Raw genomic sequence first — 14,709 nt, forward strand, 5'->3', positions numbered from 1 at the left:
GCATGAGCGACGCCTTCCCCCCCAACGCGACACGCGCCCCTGACCGGATCGAACTCGATACCGCCAGCGCCCCTGTGGTCGAAGGCGGCTGTGCGTCGAAGGACACCATGCGCGAGGCTGCGCGTGCTGCAGGCAAGAGCGATATCCTCGATCAATATGCCGCCGATTATCCGGTCGGCCCCCATGATCAACCCCAATCCATGTGCCCCGCGTTCGGGTCACTCCGGGTGGGCCTGAGAATGCGGCGCACCGCGACCGTGCTCTCGGGCTCGGCCTGCTGCGTCTATGGCCTGACCTTCACCTCGCACTTCTACGGCGCGCGGCGGACGGTGGGCTATGTGCCGTTTTCCTCCGAAACGCTGGTCACCGGCAAGCTGTTCGAGGACATCAAGGAAGCGGTCGAAGGGATGGCCGATCCCGATCTTTATGATGCGATCGTGGTCACCAACCTGTGCGTCCCCACTGCCAGCGGCGTGCCGCTGCGGCTGCTCAAGAAGCAGATCAATGGCGTGCGCATCATCGGCATCGACGTGCCGGGCTTCGGCATCCCCACCCATGCCGAGGCAAAGGACGTACTTGCCGGCGCCATGCTGCAATATGCGCGCGAGGAAGTGATGTCCGGCCCGGTTGCCGCCCCGCGCGAACGCGCCGACCGCCCGAGCGTCGCGCTGCTGGGCGAAATGTTCCCGGCTGATCCGGTGGTGATCGGGCAGATGCTCGAACCGCTCGGGCTGGCTGCTGGCCCCGTGGTGCCGACCCGCGAATGGCGCGAGCTCTATGCCGCACTCGATTGTGCGGTCGTGGCCGCAATCCACCCCTTCTACACCGCCTCGATCCGCGAATTCGAAGCCGCGGGCCGCCCGGTGGTGGGCTCGGCTCCGGTAGGCGCGGATGGCACGGCGGCCTGGCTGCAATCACTCGGTGATACGCTGGGCCTGCCCCAGGCCAAGGTCGACGGCGTCAAGAACGCCATGATTGGCGCTTGCAAAGGCGCGCTCGGTGCCATGCCGATCAAGGGGCGCATCACGGTTTCGGGCTATGAAGGCTCCGAACTGCTGGTCGCCCGCCTGCTGGTCGAAAGCGGCGCGGATGTGCGCTATGTCGGGTCGGCCTGCCCGCGCACGAAATGGTCGGATGCCGACCGCGAATGGCTCGAAGCGCGCGGCGTGCAGGTGCAATACCGCGCCAGCCTCGAACAGGATATCGCCGCGGTCGAGGAATATCGCCCCGATCTCGCCATTGGCACCACGCCTGTCGTGCAGCACGCCAAGGCGAAGGCGATCCCGTCGCTCTACTTCACCAACCTGATCTCGGCCCGCCCGCTGATGGGCCCGGCAGGGGCCGGCAGCCTCGCCACAGTGATCAACGCGGCGATGGGCAACAAGGCGCGCTTCGATGCGATGCGCGACTTCTTCGAAGGCGTCGGGACCGAGCATGCCGCAGGCGTGTGGGAAGACCTGCCGGTCGATCGGCCCAAGTTCCGCAAGAAGTACGCCGCCCTCAACGAGGCCGCGCGCAAGGCATCGGAGGCGATCGGCACATGACCCTCGTCCTCGACCATGATCGGGCAGGCGGCTACTGGGGCGCCACCTACGTCTTCACCGCCGTGAAGGGCTTGCAGGTCATCATCGATGGCCCGGTGGGTTGCGAGAACCTGCCCGTCACCAGCGTCCTCCACTACACCGACGCCCTGCCCCCGCATGAACTGCCGATCGTGGTGACAGGGCTGGCTGAGGAAGAACTGGGCAAGACCGGCACCGAAGGCGCGATGAAGCGGGCGTGGAAGACGCTCGATCCCGAACTGCCCTGCGTGGTGGTGACCGGCTCCATCGCCGAAATGATCGGTGGCGGCGTCACGCCCGAAGGCACCAATATCAAGCGCTTCCTGCCGCGCACCATCGATGAAGATCAATGGCAGTCGGCTGACCGCGCGCTGACCTGGCTGTGGACCGAATTCGGCCCCAAGAAGATGCCCGCGCGCCGCGAACGCCGCGAGGGCGAGAAGCCGGTCGTCAACATCATCGGGCCTTCCTATGGCATGTTCAACATGCCCAGCGATCTGGCCGAGATCCGCCGTCTGATCGAAGGCATCGGCGCCGAGGTCGGTGTGGTCTTCCCGCTCGGCACACATCTTGCCGACATCGCCAAGCTCGCGAATGCGGACGCGAATGTCTGCCTCTACCGCGAATTCGGTCGCAACTTGTGCGAGACGCTGGAACGACCCTATTTCCAGGCACCGGTGGGCTTGTCGCAGACCACCAAGTTCCTGCGCGCCCTCGCCGCTGAGCTCGGCCTTGATCCCGAGCCCTTCATCGAGCGCGAGAAGCACACCACGATCAAGCCGCTGTGGGATCTGTGGCGTTCGGTCACGCAGGATTTCTTCGGCACGGCGAGCTTCGGCATCGTCGCCAATGAAACCTATGCGCGCGGCATCCGCCACTTCCTCGAAGACGACATGGGCCTGCCCTGCGCCTTCGCCTTCTCGCGCTGCGCGGGGGTCAAGCCCAAGAACGAAGACGTGCGCGCCGCGATCCGCGCCAACCCGCCGCTGGTGGTGTTCGGCAGCTACAACGAACGCATGTACATGGCCGAATGCGGGGCGCGGGGGATGTATATCCCGGCGAGCTTCCCCGGCGCTGCCATCCGCCGCCATACGGGCACACCCTTCATGGGCTATTCGGGCGCCACCTATCTGGTGCAGGAAGTGTGCAATGCGCTGTTCGATGCGCTGTTCCACATCCTCCCGCTCGGCACGGACATGGACAAGGTCGACGCAACGCCCGCCCGCACCGAGGCCCCATTGATCTGGGACAAGGACGCCAAGGCACGGCTCGATACACTTGTCGAAGCCCAGCCGGTGCTGATCCGCATCTCCGCCGCCAAGCGCCTTCGCGACGCGGCCGAGCGGACTGCGCGCCAGCGTGGCGAAACCACAGTTACGGCAGACTGCCTTGCAGAGGCTCTGCTTGAAGGAGCGGGAGCATGACGACGATGCTTCTCTCCAACCCATTGTCGCTGCTGCGGAACCTTTCCGCTCCGGCGCCATGCCATGCCCCCCGCAAGGGGGCTCTCCAATCCACGTGGGGGATCACGCGGGGATGCCGACGGGGGCCTTCGGGCTCCCACTCACACCCAACTGAATGGAGACAACCCAATGAATGAACGCATCGGGACCCACCTGACCCCGGAAGAGGCTCAGGAAATCCACAAGGGCTTCATGGGCACCTTCACCATCTATGTGGTGATTGCTGTCGTTGCCCACGCGCTGCTTTGGGCCAACAAGCCCTGGCTGCCGCTCTGATCCTCAGCTGAGATCGGCTGATAGCTGCGGGGCGTTCCCGTGGTTCCTGGCCGGCAAAGGCTCCTGAAAATCTGAAAGGAACTTCACCATGTGGAGACTCTGGTTCTATTTTGACATTCGCCGCACCCTTGTGGCGCTGCATGTTGGTCTCGCCGTTCTGGCGTTCACCATCCACTTCATCCTGCTCAGCACGGAAAACTACAACTGGCTCGAAGACGCCAGTGCCGCGCCGGCGCAGGCTGCTATCGAATCGTCGGAAGCTCCGGCGGCGGGATAGTCCTGCTCGAAATGTGAGGGGGCAGGTTCGCCTGCCTGCCTCCTAACACTCGTCGAACAACCCTATTGAACCCGCCCTTGTGGTGGGGAGGATGGACCTATGGCGCTCCTTAGTTTCGAGCGGAAATACCGCGTCCGCGGTGGCACATTGATCGGCGGCGACCTTTTCGACTTCTGGGTCGGGCCGTTTTATGTCGGATTCTTTGGAGTGACGACGGCAATCAGCGCGCTGCTTGGCACCGCGCTGATCTTCGCTGCAGCCACACAAGGGCCGACTCTCAACCCCTGGCTGATTTCGATCAACCCGCCGCCGGTCGAATACGGCCTTAACCTGGCACCGCTCTCTCAGGGCGGGTACTGGCAAATCATCACCGCTTGCGCTGTCGTCGCATTCGGGTCGTGGGTGCTCAGGCAAGCGGAAATCTCCCGCAAGCTCGGCATGAGCTACCACGTCCCGATCGCATTCAGCGTTGCGGTGTTTGCCTATGTCACGCTCAACGTCATCCGTCCCTTGTGGATGGGCGCGTGGGGCAACGGCTTCCCCTATGGCATCTGGACCCACCTCGAGTGGGTTTCGGGCGTGGGCTATGCCTTCGGCAACTTCCACTACAACCCCGTGCACATGCTCGCGATCACGTTCTTCTTCACGAACTGTCTCGCGCTCGCGCTGCATGGCGGCCTGGTGCTGTCGGCGGTCAATCCCAGCGGGGGCACCGACGTCAAGACGCCCGAATACGAAGACACCTACTTCCGTGACTTCATCGGCTATTCGGTCGGCACGCTCGGCATCCACCGGGTGGGGCTCTTCCTGGCGCTCAACGCCGGGTTCTGGAGCGCCATCTGCATCGTCATCTCCGGCACTCTGTATGTCGGCAGCTGGATCGAATTCTGGGACTTCTGGAAGAAGATTCCGATCTGGTCGTAAGGAGCACCTGAACCATGGCGACATATCAAAACATCTTCACGCAGGTTCAGGTGCAAGGGCCGCCCGAAATGGGCGTTCCCCACCTTGACGGCAGTGATGAACGGCTTCCCTTCACCACCCATAACCACTGGATGGGCAAGCTTGGGCAGGCCCAGATCGGGCCGGTCTACCTCGGCACCACCGGGGTGATCAGCCTGGCCTTCGGCACGCTGGCCATCATGATCATCGGGCTCAACTTCTGGGCTCAGGTCAACTGGAGCCCGCAGGGATTCATGCGTGAGTTCTTCTGGCTCACGCTCAACCCTCCGGGGCCGGAATACGGCTTCAGCCCCTTCGTCCCGCTGGACAAGGGTGGCTGGTGGATCCTCGCAGGCTTCAGCCTGACGGTCTCGATCCTGCTGTGGTGGGTGCGCACCTATACCCGCGCGAAGGCGCTGGGCATGGGGATGCACATTCCCTGGGCCTTTGCCTCGGCGATCTGGCTCTACCTGGTGCTGGGCTTCATCCGCCCGATGCTGCTGGGCCAGTGGTCGGAAGCGGTGCCGTTCGGCATCTTCAGCCACCTCGACTGGACCAACAACTTCTCGCTGGTCTACGGGAACCTGTTCTACAATCCGTTCCACGCGCTCTCGATCGTCTTCCTCTACGGGTCGGCGGTGCTGTTCGCGATGCACGGGGCGACCATTCTGGCGCTGGGCCGTTACGGCGGTGAGCGCGAGATCGAACAGATCACCGATCGCGGGACGGCTGCCGAACGCGGCGCGCTGTTCTGGCGCTGGGTGATGGGCTTCAATGCTACCTTTGAATCGATCCACCGCTGGGCCTGGTGGTTTGCGGTGCTGACGACGCTCACGGGCGGCATCGGCATCCTGCTTACCGGCACCGTGGTCGATAACTGGTACCTGTGGGCGCAGGAGCACTACTATGCTCCGACCACCGAAAACTACGATCCGAGCGGCGCGATCGGCGCAGCTTCGGGCCAGTAGGCAAGAGAGGCCGGGCTTTCGCGGCCCGGCTTTCTCACGCAGACGACAAGACAAACCCGGTCGGGCCTCAGCGGCCCGGCCGGGTTTTCTTTTGTCCGATTGAAGGAAGCCTAAGGTTCCCGCGCTACCGCCAGCCGGGCGCGCAGATCCATCAGGTGCAGCGGGAAAGACGCAGCCAGCGGCAGGGCAATCCACCACCACCCCGCCCCGACCAGAGCCGCACGCAGCCCGAGCACGATCAGCACCGCAGGCCCCAGCAGCCCGGCAATCGCGCCCCAGCGCCAACCCCGCGCCATCCTCAGCCAGACCGCCTCACCCGCCAGCACGGCGATCACGACATCGGCGGCATGACCGCTGGCGAAGAACCATTCCATCATCGCTGCCCCGCTTTCCAGTCCACCCTGCCTGGCCTCGACCCGTGCAGCTCCAGCGCCGTGTCAGCCGAAAGGCGCGTTGAGTTCGACCACCGCCCAGTTGAGCGCGCCGGCGAAGCTGACCCAACCAAGATAGGGCAACAGCAGCAGCGCCGCCTGCTTCGAAAAACGGCCGCAATAGATGATCAGCGCCAGGATCGAGAGCCACAGCAGGATCACCTCGGCGAACGCCCAATCCGGTCGCTGGAGGCGGAAAAAGATCAGGCTCCAGGTGATGTTGAGAAAGCCATTGAAGGCGAACAGCCCGATCACCCACTCTGCCTGCGCCGAGGTGCGCGCGGCGCGCCATGCGGTGATCGCCGAAACCGTGATCAGCGCATAGATCACCGTCCAGCCGATCGGAAAGACCACGTCGGGCGGGTTCCAACCGGGCTTCGCCAGCCCCTGATACCACGGCCCGAGATCGGTCACGGTCGCGCCCAGCGCAGCCACGCACAGCGCCGCCACGGTCGCCACCGTCACCGGAATGATCATCATCCTGTTCATCGGCGAAGCTTAGTTACGCGCTCCGCATCCTGCAATGGCCCCCGGCACCGCGATCAGGTGGCAGGTCGCAGGCCCAACAGGTGCGCAGTATCCTTGAGGAAGATCTTGACGTGGGCGAGCGGTTTGGCGCGCACCAGCTTCTTGTGCATGTAGGCCTGCCAGGTCAGTTCCTGCACGTCCTTGTCGTCGCACATGGTCACGAAGCGTTCGCGGCGCTTGTCGGAGGAGTACCAGAAGTACTGCATCATCCCGAGCACCCAGAACACCGTTCCGTGCTCCTTCATGAAGCGCTTGCGCGCGGTGCGCAGCTGCTTGGCATCTCCGGTCTTGAGGAAGGCCGCCGCCGCCTCACCGACCACCCGGCCACCGACCATGGCGTAATAGATCCCCTCGCCCGAGGCCGGGGCCACCACGCCCGCAGCATCGCCGGCAACGATCACGTCAGCGCCATTGTCCCAGCGTTTGAGGGGCTTCAGCGGGATCGGCGCGCCCTCGCGGCGCACCGTCTCGCAGCGGTCGAGCCCCAGGTCGTCGCGCATCGTGGCGATCGCGCCGCGCAAGCTGAAGCCCTTGTTGGCGCTCCCCACTCCGATGCTCGCCGTGTCGCCATGGGGGAAGACCCAGGCGTAGAAATCGGGCGAGAGGCGGCCCTGATAATAGACATCGCAGCGCGAGGCGTCGAAGGCCTCGGAATTCTGGCGCGGGGACTTGATGATCTCGTGATAGGCAAAGACGCAGGGGATGCGTTCGGCGCCCGGAAGGCATTGCTTGGCCACCGCCGAGCGCGCCCCGTCCGCGCCGATCACCACGCGGGCGCGCACGCTTTCGAGCGCGCCGCCGCGGGTGCGGCGGAAGGTGACAATGGGGTGCGCGGCATCATCGCGCTCGATCTTCTCGAAGGTCGCGGTCAGGCGTTCCGCGCCCGACAGGCGCGCGCGTTCACGCAGCCATTCGTCAAATTCCTCGCGGTCAACGAGGCCGACATAGCCGATCTCGCCCACCGGCATGTCGACCGCACGGCCAGACGGCGCAATCATCCGGGCCGAGCGCGCCTTGGCGACCAGCAGCGATTGCGGAATGTCGAAATCGGCGAGCAGGCGCGGCGGGATCGCGCCGCCGCAGGGCTTGATCCGCCCACCGCGCTCGATCAGCAGAACCGAATGGCCAGCCAGTGCCAGATCGGTCGCCGCCGTGGAACCGGAAGGGCCGCCGCCGATGATGACCGCGTCATAGATAGTCTGGTTCATGCGAACACCTTTCCTTCCTGTTTTGTCATGCTGGCCCGCACCGCCGCGCCGCCCGTGGCCTTGACCGCGAGAAGCGCCGCGAGGACGAAAGCCGCCGCTTCAAGCGCAAAGACCAGCTGGAATGCCGTGCCATCATTGCCGAGCATCCTGCGTGACAGATCGACCCCGACCGCGCCGGACAGCCCGCCAAGCCCGAAGGCGATGGCCTGACTGGCACCCCACACGCCCATGCGTACGCCTTCGCGTGTGGTCTCCCCAGCACCGGCAAGGCCCATCATCGCGCCAATCGCGGCGACCGCGAAGACGCCATTGCCGAAGCCGAGCACGAACACGTTCACGCCCAGCGGCCAGGGCGGGCCGCTTACCGCCGCCAGCGCCAGCGTGCCGAGCCCCACGGCGGACAGCAGGCACCCGCCGATCACCCAGGCGCGAAGGCCATCAGGCCGCTTGCCGGTAAAGGCACTGCCGCCCACGCCGGTCACGATCATGCCAAGCAGAATGCCGCCCTGATGCTGCCCGCCAAGCTGGGTCGATTCGCCCGGCGACAGGCCGAAGATCAGCCCGGCAAAGGGTTCGAGGATCAGATCCTGCATCGAAAAGGCGATCATCGAGACAAAGATGAAGATGGTGAAGCGCCGCGCGGCAGGCTCGTTCCAGATCTCTGCCAGCGCAGCGCGGAAATCCGGCGGCGCAACATCATCGCGTGCGGCATCGCCAAACCGGCCCGCCTGCCGTTCCAGCCGGAAGGTGGCGAGCACGGTGATGCCCACCGTCACCAGCGCCAGTCCGCCCGCGACCACCAGCAGCCGCTCGGCCGAGAACGGCTTGAGCAATTCGCCCACAGTAATCGCCGAGACCACAATCCCGGCGACCATCATGATCCAGGTCACCGCCGCTGCTGCCGCACGGCGCTGCGGTGCAACGCCAGAAGCCAGCAGCGCCAGCGCCGAGGTGCCGCCCGCGCCCACGCCCATCCCGATCAGCGCATAGGCCAGCACCGCCAGCGCGAAGCCCGCAGCAAACGCGCCCTCCAGCATCAGTGTCGCCTGCGTCGCCAGCAGCGCGCCTGCGGCCAGCACCACCAAGCCGCCGATTATCCACAAGGTGCGATTATTGCCCTTGTCCGAGGCATGGCCCCACAAGGGCCGCCCCAGCTGAACCGCATAATGCCATGCCACCAGCCCGGCAGGGATCGCGGCCAGCAGCCCGAGTTCCACCACCATCACCCGGTTCAGCACCGTCGTCGCCATCATCACCAGCGCGCCGATCGAGGCCTGCACCAGCCCGATGCGGATGATCGCCAGCCACCCGAACCCGGCATCAGCCTTGCTGGCCCGAGGCGAGGCAAGGGAGCCGTGCATCAGATATAGCCTCCAAGGCCGAGCGCCGCTGCCAGCATCCCCAGCACATAGAGCGTCACGCCGACGCCATTGTACCACGGGGCATATTTCGCCGGATCGCGGATCAGCTTGGGCATGGCGGCAATCTGCGCAGCCAGCACCGCCGTCACGATCAAGGCCGAGAACGTGAAGCCCCAGATCGCCAGCAGGGCGATCACCACGATCTGCGCCGAGGCCATGGTGATGCAGGCAAAGCGCGCCGCGTGTTCGACCCCCATCGTCACCGGCAGCGAGGTCAAGCCGGTCTGGCGATCCCCTTCGACCGCCTTGAAATCGTTGAGCACCATGATCCCGTGCGCGCCGAGCGAATACATCACCAGCACGCAGATCACCTCGACAGAGGGCATCGCGCCCAGCATCACCGTGGCCCCGGTGAACCAGCTGAGCCCTTCATAGGTCAGCCCGCACACCAGCGGCCCGACCATGCCATTGGCCTTGAAGCGCAGCGGCGGCGCGGAATAGGCCCAGGCAAAGGCAAGGCCGACCAGCGAGGCGACAAACACGATCGGCCCCAGCAACCAGCCCACACCCGCCGAAATCAGGCTGGCGAGACACGCAATGTACAGCCCCCAGCGCCCCGGAATGCGGCCCGAGGGGATCGGGCGATGCGGTTCGTTGATGGCATCGACATGGCGATCAAACCAGTCGTTCACCGCCTGGGACGTGCCGCACACCAGCGGGCCTGCCAGCAGCACGCCGCCCGCCACAAACCACCAGCGCCCTTCAAGCCCGGCGCCGGACGAAACCGCCCCGCACATGAAGGCCCACATCGGCGGAAACCAGGTGATCGGCTTGAGCAGCTCAAGCACGTCGCGCGGCCTGAGCCCTGTCTTGGACTGCGCCGCTTGAATGGGCGCATTGCGAGTCGAGGGTACCGAATGCTCCATATTGAGAGGCTATGCCTGACAGGGCAAAGCGTCAAATTATTTTGACACTCTATTCCCGGCAAACCTCGATTTTCGTGTTCATATTTGTCGGCAGCGATGGAACCTGTCCACTTCGGGCACAGTGCAATCGTTTGACAGTTGGACAAGGTGAGTCGGGCAGACTGACAAATTCTGGCTAGTGCCAGATCAGGTCAGACCGCTTCCAGCCCTCCTCTGGCCCGCGTCAGACCGGGGGCAGCCCGCTTTTGCAGGGCCCTTGCGAAAGCGTGGATTGAAAGGCCGCCATACCCTACATCGGGCCGCGGCTGGGGCGCGTCAGTCGCCGTCGCCCGCCAGATTGCCAAGCCCGTAGCGGTGCAGCTTGGAATAGAGGCTCTGGCGCGAAAGGCCGAGGATTTCCGCCGCCGATGCGCGGTTGTCCGAGGTGTAGGACAGCGCAGCCTCGATGCACAAACGCTCAATCAGATCGGTGCTTTCGCGCACAATATCCTTGAGGCTCATGCGCCCGACAAGGTCGGTGAGCTGTTCGACCGAGCGCGGGAGATCCTGCGATCCGGGCGGCAGATCGCGCAGGCGGCGACCGATCGGGCGGATCACGAAAGCATAATAGCCATCCTCACCCGCCGTCCGAACTGCCGACAATTCAACAGGTTCGCCTTCAACATCATGGCCCACGCGCAGCACCGTGACGACATTGCGCGCTGCGCCATGCTGGTCGATCTGACCCTCGATCAGATCAAGGTCGATCCCCGGCCGGCCAATCGATTCCGACAGGTGACGCCCGCGCAGTTGATCGACGCTGGCGGCCTGCAACATCTCGACGAAAGCGGCATTGGCAGTCACGATCTCCAGGTTGCCGTCAGCCACCACAAAGGCATCCGGCATCTGGTCAACCAGTTCCAGCACCGGCGAGAAATCGGCCACCGGACGGTCGCTCGCAGGCACCAGTCGCACCAGCAGAAACTGACCGCGATCCTGCGTAAAGCCGCTGACCGAGGCCATCACCTCGCGCGCGCCGCGGGCAATGCGGATCCGGGCCGGGCTCACCGTGTCCGAGACCAGCGCCGCGCCGACCAGCGACTGCACCGCGTCGTGCGAATTTTTGTCGATGAAAGTCAGTAATTTCTTGCCCGGGAGCCCCGCAGGACGCGCGCCAACCAGCATATGGGCTGCCGGGTTGGCTTCGCGAATGCGCAGCGTGCCGGCTTCGATGATCATCACCGGTTCGGTCGAGCGTTCGAACAACATCCGGTAACGCGCTTCAAGCTGGCGCATCCTGAGATAGTCGCGCTCAAGCGATTGCTGGACTTGCAAGAGACGCTGCTGGAGCTTGCCCGCCTCACGCAGGTCGCGGCCAAAGGCGATGCGGTGTTCGCCCCCGTTGACACTCAGCACGGCATAGCGGATCGGCACATCGCCATCGCGCGAAGGGTGGTTGACCTGTCGCCAGTGCTGCACTTCACCACGCCGGGCAGCAGCCAGCATCTCCATGATTTTAGGGCGAGATTCGTCGGTGACAGTCTCAATCCAGTTATTGCCGACAAGCCCGGCGAAGGTCGGGAATTCGCGCGGATCGAAGGCGGCATCGAGGATCGTGCCGGTATCGTCGAGCACCAGAGTCACATCGCCGGCCACCATCGCCAGCTTCATCGCCGCATCGGCATCGAGCGTGTTGAAGAGTTCAGCTGCATTGCCGAACCCATGCTTGCCTTCGATGCTGTGTTTGCGGGTGAGCATGGCGCGCCGAACCTATCGCAGGTTCAAATCGCGCGTTGCAGCCGTCTTCACCAGACCATTTGCAAGCTCGAGCGCGGCAAGCGCATCCGAACCCGTCCCGTCGGCCCCCACTTCCATAGCGATTTCAGGGTTTTCGTTGATCATTCGTCCCCCGACAAGCACGATGATGTGTGGATTGGCAGACACGTTGCGCATCGCCTTGATCAAGTTTCCGAGCGCGGCGCTAGGGCAATCGCGGGCGAGCGTCAATCCTACGAGGTCGAAGGGCTGTCGTGAAAGCCGGTCGAGCAGCTCGCGCCGCTCAGGCTTGACCAGCGCCTCACTGTTCCAGCCGCCACGCGCGAAGACCTCCTCGATCATCAGCGTGCCGAAATTATGGTGATCGCCCGGCATCGGGGTGAATAGCGCGGAACGCGGCGTGACCAGCCCGCCATGTTCGATCGGAGAGCGCGCGGCGATTTCGCGCATGACTTCCTGAAGTCGCCACAAACCCATTGTAACGTCAAGGAAATCGCACTCGTCATTGTCCCACATCTCACCCAGCTTGCGCGCCGCGGGCGCGAGCAGATCGAGGCAGATCGTCTCCACGCTCGCCCCTTCTGCGATGAAGGCATCGACTTCCGTCAGCAGACTCGCAGCCTCAAGGCGGAGCGGAAGGAGAGCAAAGCGGGAAGCATCGTCGGGGGTGATCGTGCGGAAGCGTCGTGATCGCTTTCGTTCTTCCCCGCTGGAATGGGCCATAAGAAGGCGGGGGATAATCTCCCCCTCGATGATCGAATTGACCGAATCGACCTGATCGAGAGCGCCATTCGCGGCGTTGCGCCGTCGCACCCGTTCGAGCGGTGCCGATATCACCCCGCGCAGCACCGCCGATCCGGCGCCGAACATTCCTGAACCCTTCGTCTCTCCCATTCGTCAGACCCTCCCAGGTCGTGCGGACGAACCTTCCGCAGGAGGTAGTGACCGGACGAAATTTCCGGCCTTGGCCGCGATCCCGAAAAGCCAGCGACTCCAACCTACGCCTTTTTCCCTTCCGGCGCAAACGACCTTACCCGCACGATACCAATCGTCAACAAAACTGAACGTCCAATCTAGTTGACACTTGTGTTGGAACCGGCGTAATCTCCGAGTCTGAGAGAAAAGGCTAACGCATCAAATGACTCGGAAGGATCAGGCATCCCCGGTCGAACCTGGAACCAAGGTGACAGGGGCGGGCCACGAGAGAGGCAGGAGCCGCGCGCTCTATACCGCCGACCAGCGCGCGCGCCGCGACTCGTCGATCTGGACCCTTGTTCAGGGCGTCCTCGCACCGCTGCAATTTGTGGTGTTCCTCGTCAGCCTCGGGCTTGTTGTCCGCACGCTTGCAACAGGCGAAGGTGCCTTTGCTGCTGACGTCTCGATCGTGATCAAGACGCTGGTGCTTTACACCATCATGGTGACCGGCTCGATCTGGGAGAAGGTGGTGTTCGGCAAGTGGCTGTTCGCCGAGTCCTTCTTCTGGGAGGACGTGTTCTCCATGCTCGTGCTCGCGCTGCACACGCTCTATCTCGTGATGCTGTTCGGTGAATACGGCACGCTTCAGGAACGCATGCTGGTCGCGCTGGCCGGTTATGGTGCCTATGTCATCAACGCGGGCCAGTTCCTCTGGAAGTTGCGTATGGCCCGTCTTGAGGGAACCGTGGCTGATGCCCCCGGCCAGGCGGTGGCGGCATGAGCGCGCTTGACATCCTTGACGGCTGCGCCAGCGAGATCGCCGAAGCCAAGGCCCCCTCGGCGCGCGACGGTGGCCGCCCGGTGCTGCGCGAACGTGGGCAGCGCGAGGTGTTCTGCGGGCTCACCGGCATCATCTGGCTGCACCGCAAGATGCAGGACGCGTTCTTCCTCGTGGTCGGCTCGCGCACCTGCGCGCACCTGCTGCAATCGGCGGCGGGCGTGATGATCTTCGCCGAACCGCGCTTTGCCACCGCGATCATGGAAGAGCGCGACCTCGCCGGCATGGTCGATGCACAGGATGAGCTTGACCGGGTGGTGAACCGCCTGCTCGAACGCCGCCCGGACATCAAGACGCTGTTCCTGGTCGGCTCATGCCCGTCTGAAGTGATCAAGCTCGATCTCGCCAAGGCGGCCCAGCGCCTCGGCGCGGTGCATATGCCCCGGGTGCGGATCCTCAATTACTCTGGCAGCGGCATCGAGACCACCTTTACCCAAGGCGAAGACGCCTGTCTCGCCGCGCTGGTGCCGGTCATGCCCGCCCTTGCCGCAGGCGCGCCCAAGGAGCTGCTGATCGTCGGCAGTCTGCCCGACATCGTCGAAGACCAGTTCCTGCGCCTTTTCGCCGATCTTGGTATCGGCAAAGTGGGCTGTCTGCCTGCGCGCAATGCGCGTGATCTTCCTGCGGTTGGCGCCAATACCCGCTATCTGCTGGCGCAGCCCTTCCTGGGCGAGACCGCGATGGCGCTGGAAGGGCGCGGGGCAAAGCGCATTGATGCCTTGTTCCCCTTCGGAGTCGAAGGCACTTCGGACTGGCTGCGCGCTGCCGCCCGTGAATTCGGGATCGACACGGCCCTCACCGAACGCGTGATCGCGCCCGGCCGCGAACGCGCCCGCATCGCCTTGTCGAAACTGCGCCCGCAGCTTGAAGGCAAGCGCATCAGCTTCCTGCCGGATTCGCAGCTCGAAGTCCCCCTCGCCCGCTACCTGCAGGACGAACTGGGGATGGAACTGGTCGAAGTCGGCACACCTTATCTCCACCGCGCCCACCTTGCCCGCGAACTCGAAAGTTTCGGCCCCCATGTGCGCCTGTCCGAAGGCCAGCATGTCGAGCGCCAGCTTGATCGCGTGCGCGCCGACCGGCCCGATATCACCGTCTGCGGCCTCGGCCTTGCCAATCCGCTGGAGATGGAAGGGCTTACCACCAAGTGGGCGATCGAACTCGTCTTCTCGCCGATCCATGGCTTTGATCAGGCCGCCGATCTCGCTGAACTCTTTGCCCGGCCGCTAAGGCGCCGGGACATGCTGGAGGTATAGGAC

15 protein-coding genes are annotated in these 14,709 nt (G+C 64.4%); 8 read left to right on the forward strand and 7 right to left on the reverse strand.

The genetic code is table 11. The annotated features are described in order from the left end of the window. The first annotated feature begins 2 nt into the window (after positions 1-2). From bchY to pufM, 6 genes are all read left to right on the forward strand, one after another. The gene (bchY, locus tag CHX26_RS14515) at positions 3-1,544 is read left to right on the forward strand and encodes a chlorophyllide a reductase subunit Y (RefSeq protein ID WP_104942990.1); all 1,542 of its coding nucleotides are present in this window, start codon (positions 3-5) and stop codon (positions 1,542-1,544) included. After that, positions 1,541-2,986 carry a chlorophyllide a reductase subunit Z gene (gene bchZ, locus CHX26_RS14520; protein WP_104942991.1) on the forward strand — a complete coding sequence of 482 codons (1,446 nt, stop codon included), beginning with the start codon at positions 1,541-1,543 and terminating at the stop codon, positions 2,984-2,986. Before bchY ends, bchZ begins: the two co-directional genes overlap by 4 nt. Positions 2,987-3,154: 168 nt before the next feature. Continuing rightward, on the forward strand, positions 3,155-3,301 hold the full coding sequence (gene pufB / locus CHX26_RS14525) for a light-harvesting antenna LH1, beta subunit (protein WP_104942992.1): 147 nt from the start codon (positions 3,155-3,157) through the stop codon (positions 3,299-3,301). A gap of 88 nt (positions 3,302-3,389) precedes the next feature. Then, complete coding sequence (gene pufA, locus CHX26_RS14530) at positions 3,390-3,578, forward strand: light-harvesting antenna LH1, alpha subunit (protein ID WP_104942993.1); 189 nt, start codon at positions 3,390-3,392, stop codon at positions 3,576-3,578. Positions 3,579-3,677: 99 nt separating this feature from the next. Further along, the gene (pufL, locus tag CHX26_RS14535; RefSeq protein ID WP_104942994.1) at positions 3,678-4,502 is read left to right on the forward strand and encodes a photosynthetic reaction center subunit L; all 825 of its coding nucleotides are present in this window, start codon (positions 3,678-3,680) and stop codon (positions 4,500-4,502) included. A gap of 14 nt (positions 4,503-4,516) precedes the next feature. Further along, positions 4,517-5,488 carry a photosynthetic reaction center subunit M gene (pufM, locus tag CHX26_RS14540; RefSeq protein ID WP_104942995.1) on the forward strand — a complete coding sequence of 324 codons (972 nt, stop codon included), beginning with the start codon at positions 4,517-4,519 and terminating at the stop codon, positions 5,486-5,488. Positions 5,489-5,598: 110 nt separating this feature from the next. Here pufM and CHX26_RS14545 read toward each other — a convergent pair whose 3' ends face one another. The 7 genes from CHX26_RS14545 to CHX26_RS14575 form a co-directional block, all read right to left on the reverse strand. Beyond that, positions 5,599-5,865: a hypothetical protein gene (locus CHX26_RS14545; RefSeq protein WP_104942996.1), complete on the reverse strand. Its 267-nt coding sequence runs from the start codon at positions 5,863-5,865 to the stop codon at positions 5,599-5,601. Between the two features lie 60 nt (positions 5,866-5,925). Continuing rightward, positions 5,926-6,408 carry a TspO/MBR family protein gene (locus CHX26_RS14550; protein WP_172449857.1) on the reverse strand — a complete coding sequence of 161 codons (483 nt, stop codon included), beginning with the start codon at positions 6,406-6,408 and terminating at the stop codon, positions 5,926-5,928. Positions 6,409-6,461: 53 nt separating this feature from the next. Then, positions 6,462-7,655: a geranylgeranyl diphosphate reductase gene (locus CHX26_RS14555; RefSeq protein ID WP_104942997.1), complete on the reverse strand. Its 1,194-nt coding sequence runs from the start codon at positions 7,653-7,655 to the stop codon at positions 6,462-6,464. Beyond that, complete coding sequence (locus CHX26_RS14560) at positions 7,652-9,016, reverse strand: BCD family MFS transporter (RefSeq protein ID WP_104942998.1); 1,365 nt, start codon at positions 9,014-9,016, stop codon at positions 7,652-7,654. Before CHX26_RS14560 ends, CHX26_RS14555 begins: the two co-directional genes overlap by 4 nt. Next, entirely contained in the window at positions 9,016-9,942 is a 927-nt protein-coding gene (chlG, locus tag CHX26_RS14565; RefSeq protein ID WP_104942999.1) for a chlorophyll synthase ChlG, read from the reverse strand. Before chlG ends, CHX26_RS14560 begins: the two co-directional genes overlap by 1 nt. Before the next feature lie 315 nt (positions 9,943-10,257). Further along, a complete protein-coding gene (gene ppsR / locus CHX26_RS14570) occupies positions 10,258-11,679 on the reverse strand; it encodes a transcriptional regulator PpsR (protein WP_104943000.1) in 1,422 nt (473 codons plus the stop codon). Positions 11,680-11,691: 12 nt separating this feature from the next. Then, positions 11,692-12,591 carry a cobalamin B12-binding domain-containing protein gene (locus tag CHX26_RS14575; RefSeq protein ID WP_233997183.1) on the reverse strand — a complete coding sequence of 300 codons (900 nt, stop codon included), beginning with the start codon at positions 12,589-12,591 and terminating at the stop codon, positions 11,692-11,694. A gap of 244 nt (positions 12,592-12,835) precedes the next feature. On the opposite strand from CHX26_RS14575, the gene bchF reads away from it, so the two are divergent. Continuing rightward, positions 12,836-13,393: a 2-vinyl bacteriochlorophyllide hydratase gene (gene bchF / locus CHX26_RS14580; RefSeq protein WP_104943002.1), complete on the forward strand. Its 558-nt coding sequence runs from the start codon at positions 12,836-12,838 to the stop codon at positions 13,391-13,393. Next, the gene (locus CHX26_RS14585; RefSeq protein ID WP_233997184.1) at positions 13,390-14,706 is read left to right on the forward strand and encodes a ferredoxin:protochlorophyllide reductase (ATP-dependent) subunit N; all 1,317 of its coding nucleotides are present in this window, start codon (positions 13,390-13,392) and stop codon (positions 14,704-14,706) included. The genes bchF and CHX26_RS14585 overlap by 4 nt, the downstream gene beginning before the upstream one ends. Positions 14,707-14,709 lie beyond the last annotated feature (3 nt).

This window comes from Porphyrobacter sp. HT-58-2 (genome assembly GCF_002952215.1).
In the GTDB taxonomy this organism is placed as follows: domain Bacteria; phylum Pseudomonadota; class Alphaproteobacteria; order Sphingomonadales; family Sphingomonadaceae; genus Erythrobacter.

Bases quoted from the DNA above. Each gene is read 5' to 3' on its own strand.
- ppsR (WP_104943000.1), bottom strand. From the start codon at position 11,679: ATGCTCACCCGCAAACACAGCATCGAAGGCAAGCATGGGTTCGGCAAT.
- pufM (WP_104942995.1), top strand. From the start codon at position 4,517: ATGGCGACATATCAAAACATCTTCACGCAGGTTCAGGTGCAAGGGCCG.
- pufL (WP_104942994.1), top strand. From the start codon at position 3,678: ATGGCGCTCCTTAGTTTCGAGCGGAAATACCGCGTCCGCGGTGGCACA.
- pufA (WP_104942993.1), top strand. From the start codon at position 3,390: ATGTGGAGACTCTGGTTCTATTTTGACATTCGCCGCACCCTTGTGGCG.
- CHX26_RS14560 (WP_104942998.1), bottom strand. From the start codon at position 9,016: ATGCACGGCTCCCTTGCCTCGCCTCGGGCCAGCAAGGCTGATGCCGGG.
- chlG (WP_104942999.1), bottom strand. From the start codon at position 9,942: ATGGAGCATTCGGTACCCTCGACTCGCAATGCGCCCATTCAAGCGGCG.
- CHX26_RS14545 (WP_104942996.1), bottom strand. From the start codon at position 5,865: ATGATGGAATGGTTCTTCGCCAGCGGTCATGCCGCCGATGTCGTGATC.
- CHX26_RS14585 (WP_233997184.1), top strand. From the start codon at position 13,390: ATGAGCGCGCTTGACATCCTTGACGGCTGCGCCAGCGAGATCGCCGAA.
- pufB (WP_104942992.1), top strand. From the start codon at position 3,155: ATGAATGAACGCATCGGGACCCACCTGACCCCGGAAGAGGCTCAGGAA.
- bchZ (WP_104942991.1), top strand. From the start codon at position 1,541: ATGACCCTCGTCCTCGACCATGATCGGGCAGGCGGCTACTGGGGCGCC.
- CHX26_RS14550 (WP_172449857.1), bottom strand. From the start codon at position 6,408: ATGAACAGGATGATGATCATTCCGGTGACGGTGGCGACCGTGGCGGCG.
- CHX26_RS14575 (WP_233997183.1), bottom strand. From the start codon at position 12,591: ATGGGAGAGACGAAGGGTTCAGGAATGTTCGGCGCCGGATCGGCGGTG.
- bchY (WP_104942990.1), top strand. From the start codon at position 3: ATGAGCGACGCCTTCCCCCCCAACGCGACACGCGCCCCTGACCGGATC.
- CHX26_RS14555 (WP_104942997.1), bottom strand. From the start codon at position 7,655: ATGAACCAGACTATCTATGACGCGGTCATCATCGGCGGCGGCCCTTCC.
- bchF (WP_104943002.1), top strand. From the start codon at position 12,836: ATGACTCGGAAGGATCAGGCATCCCCGGTCGAACCTGGAACCAAGGTG.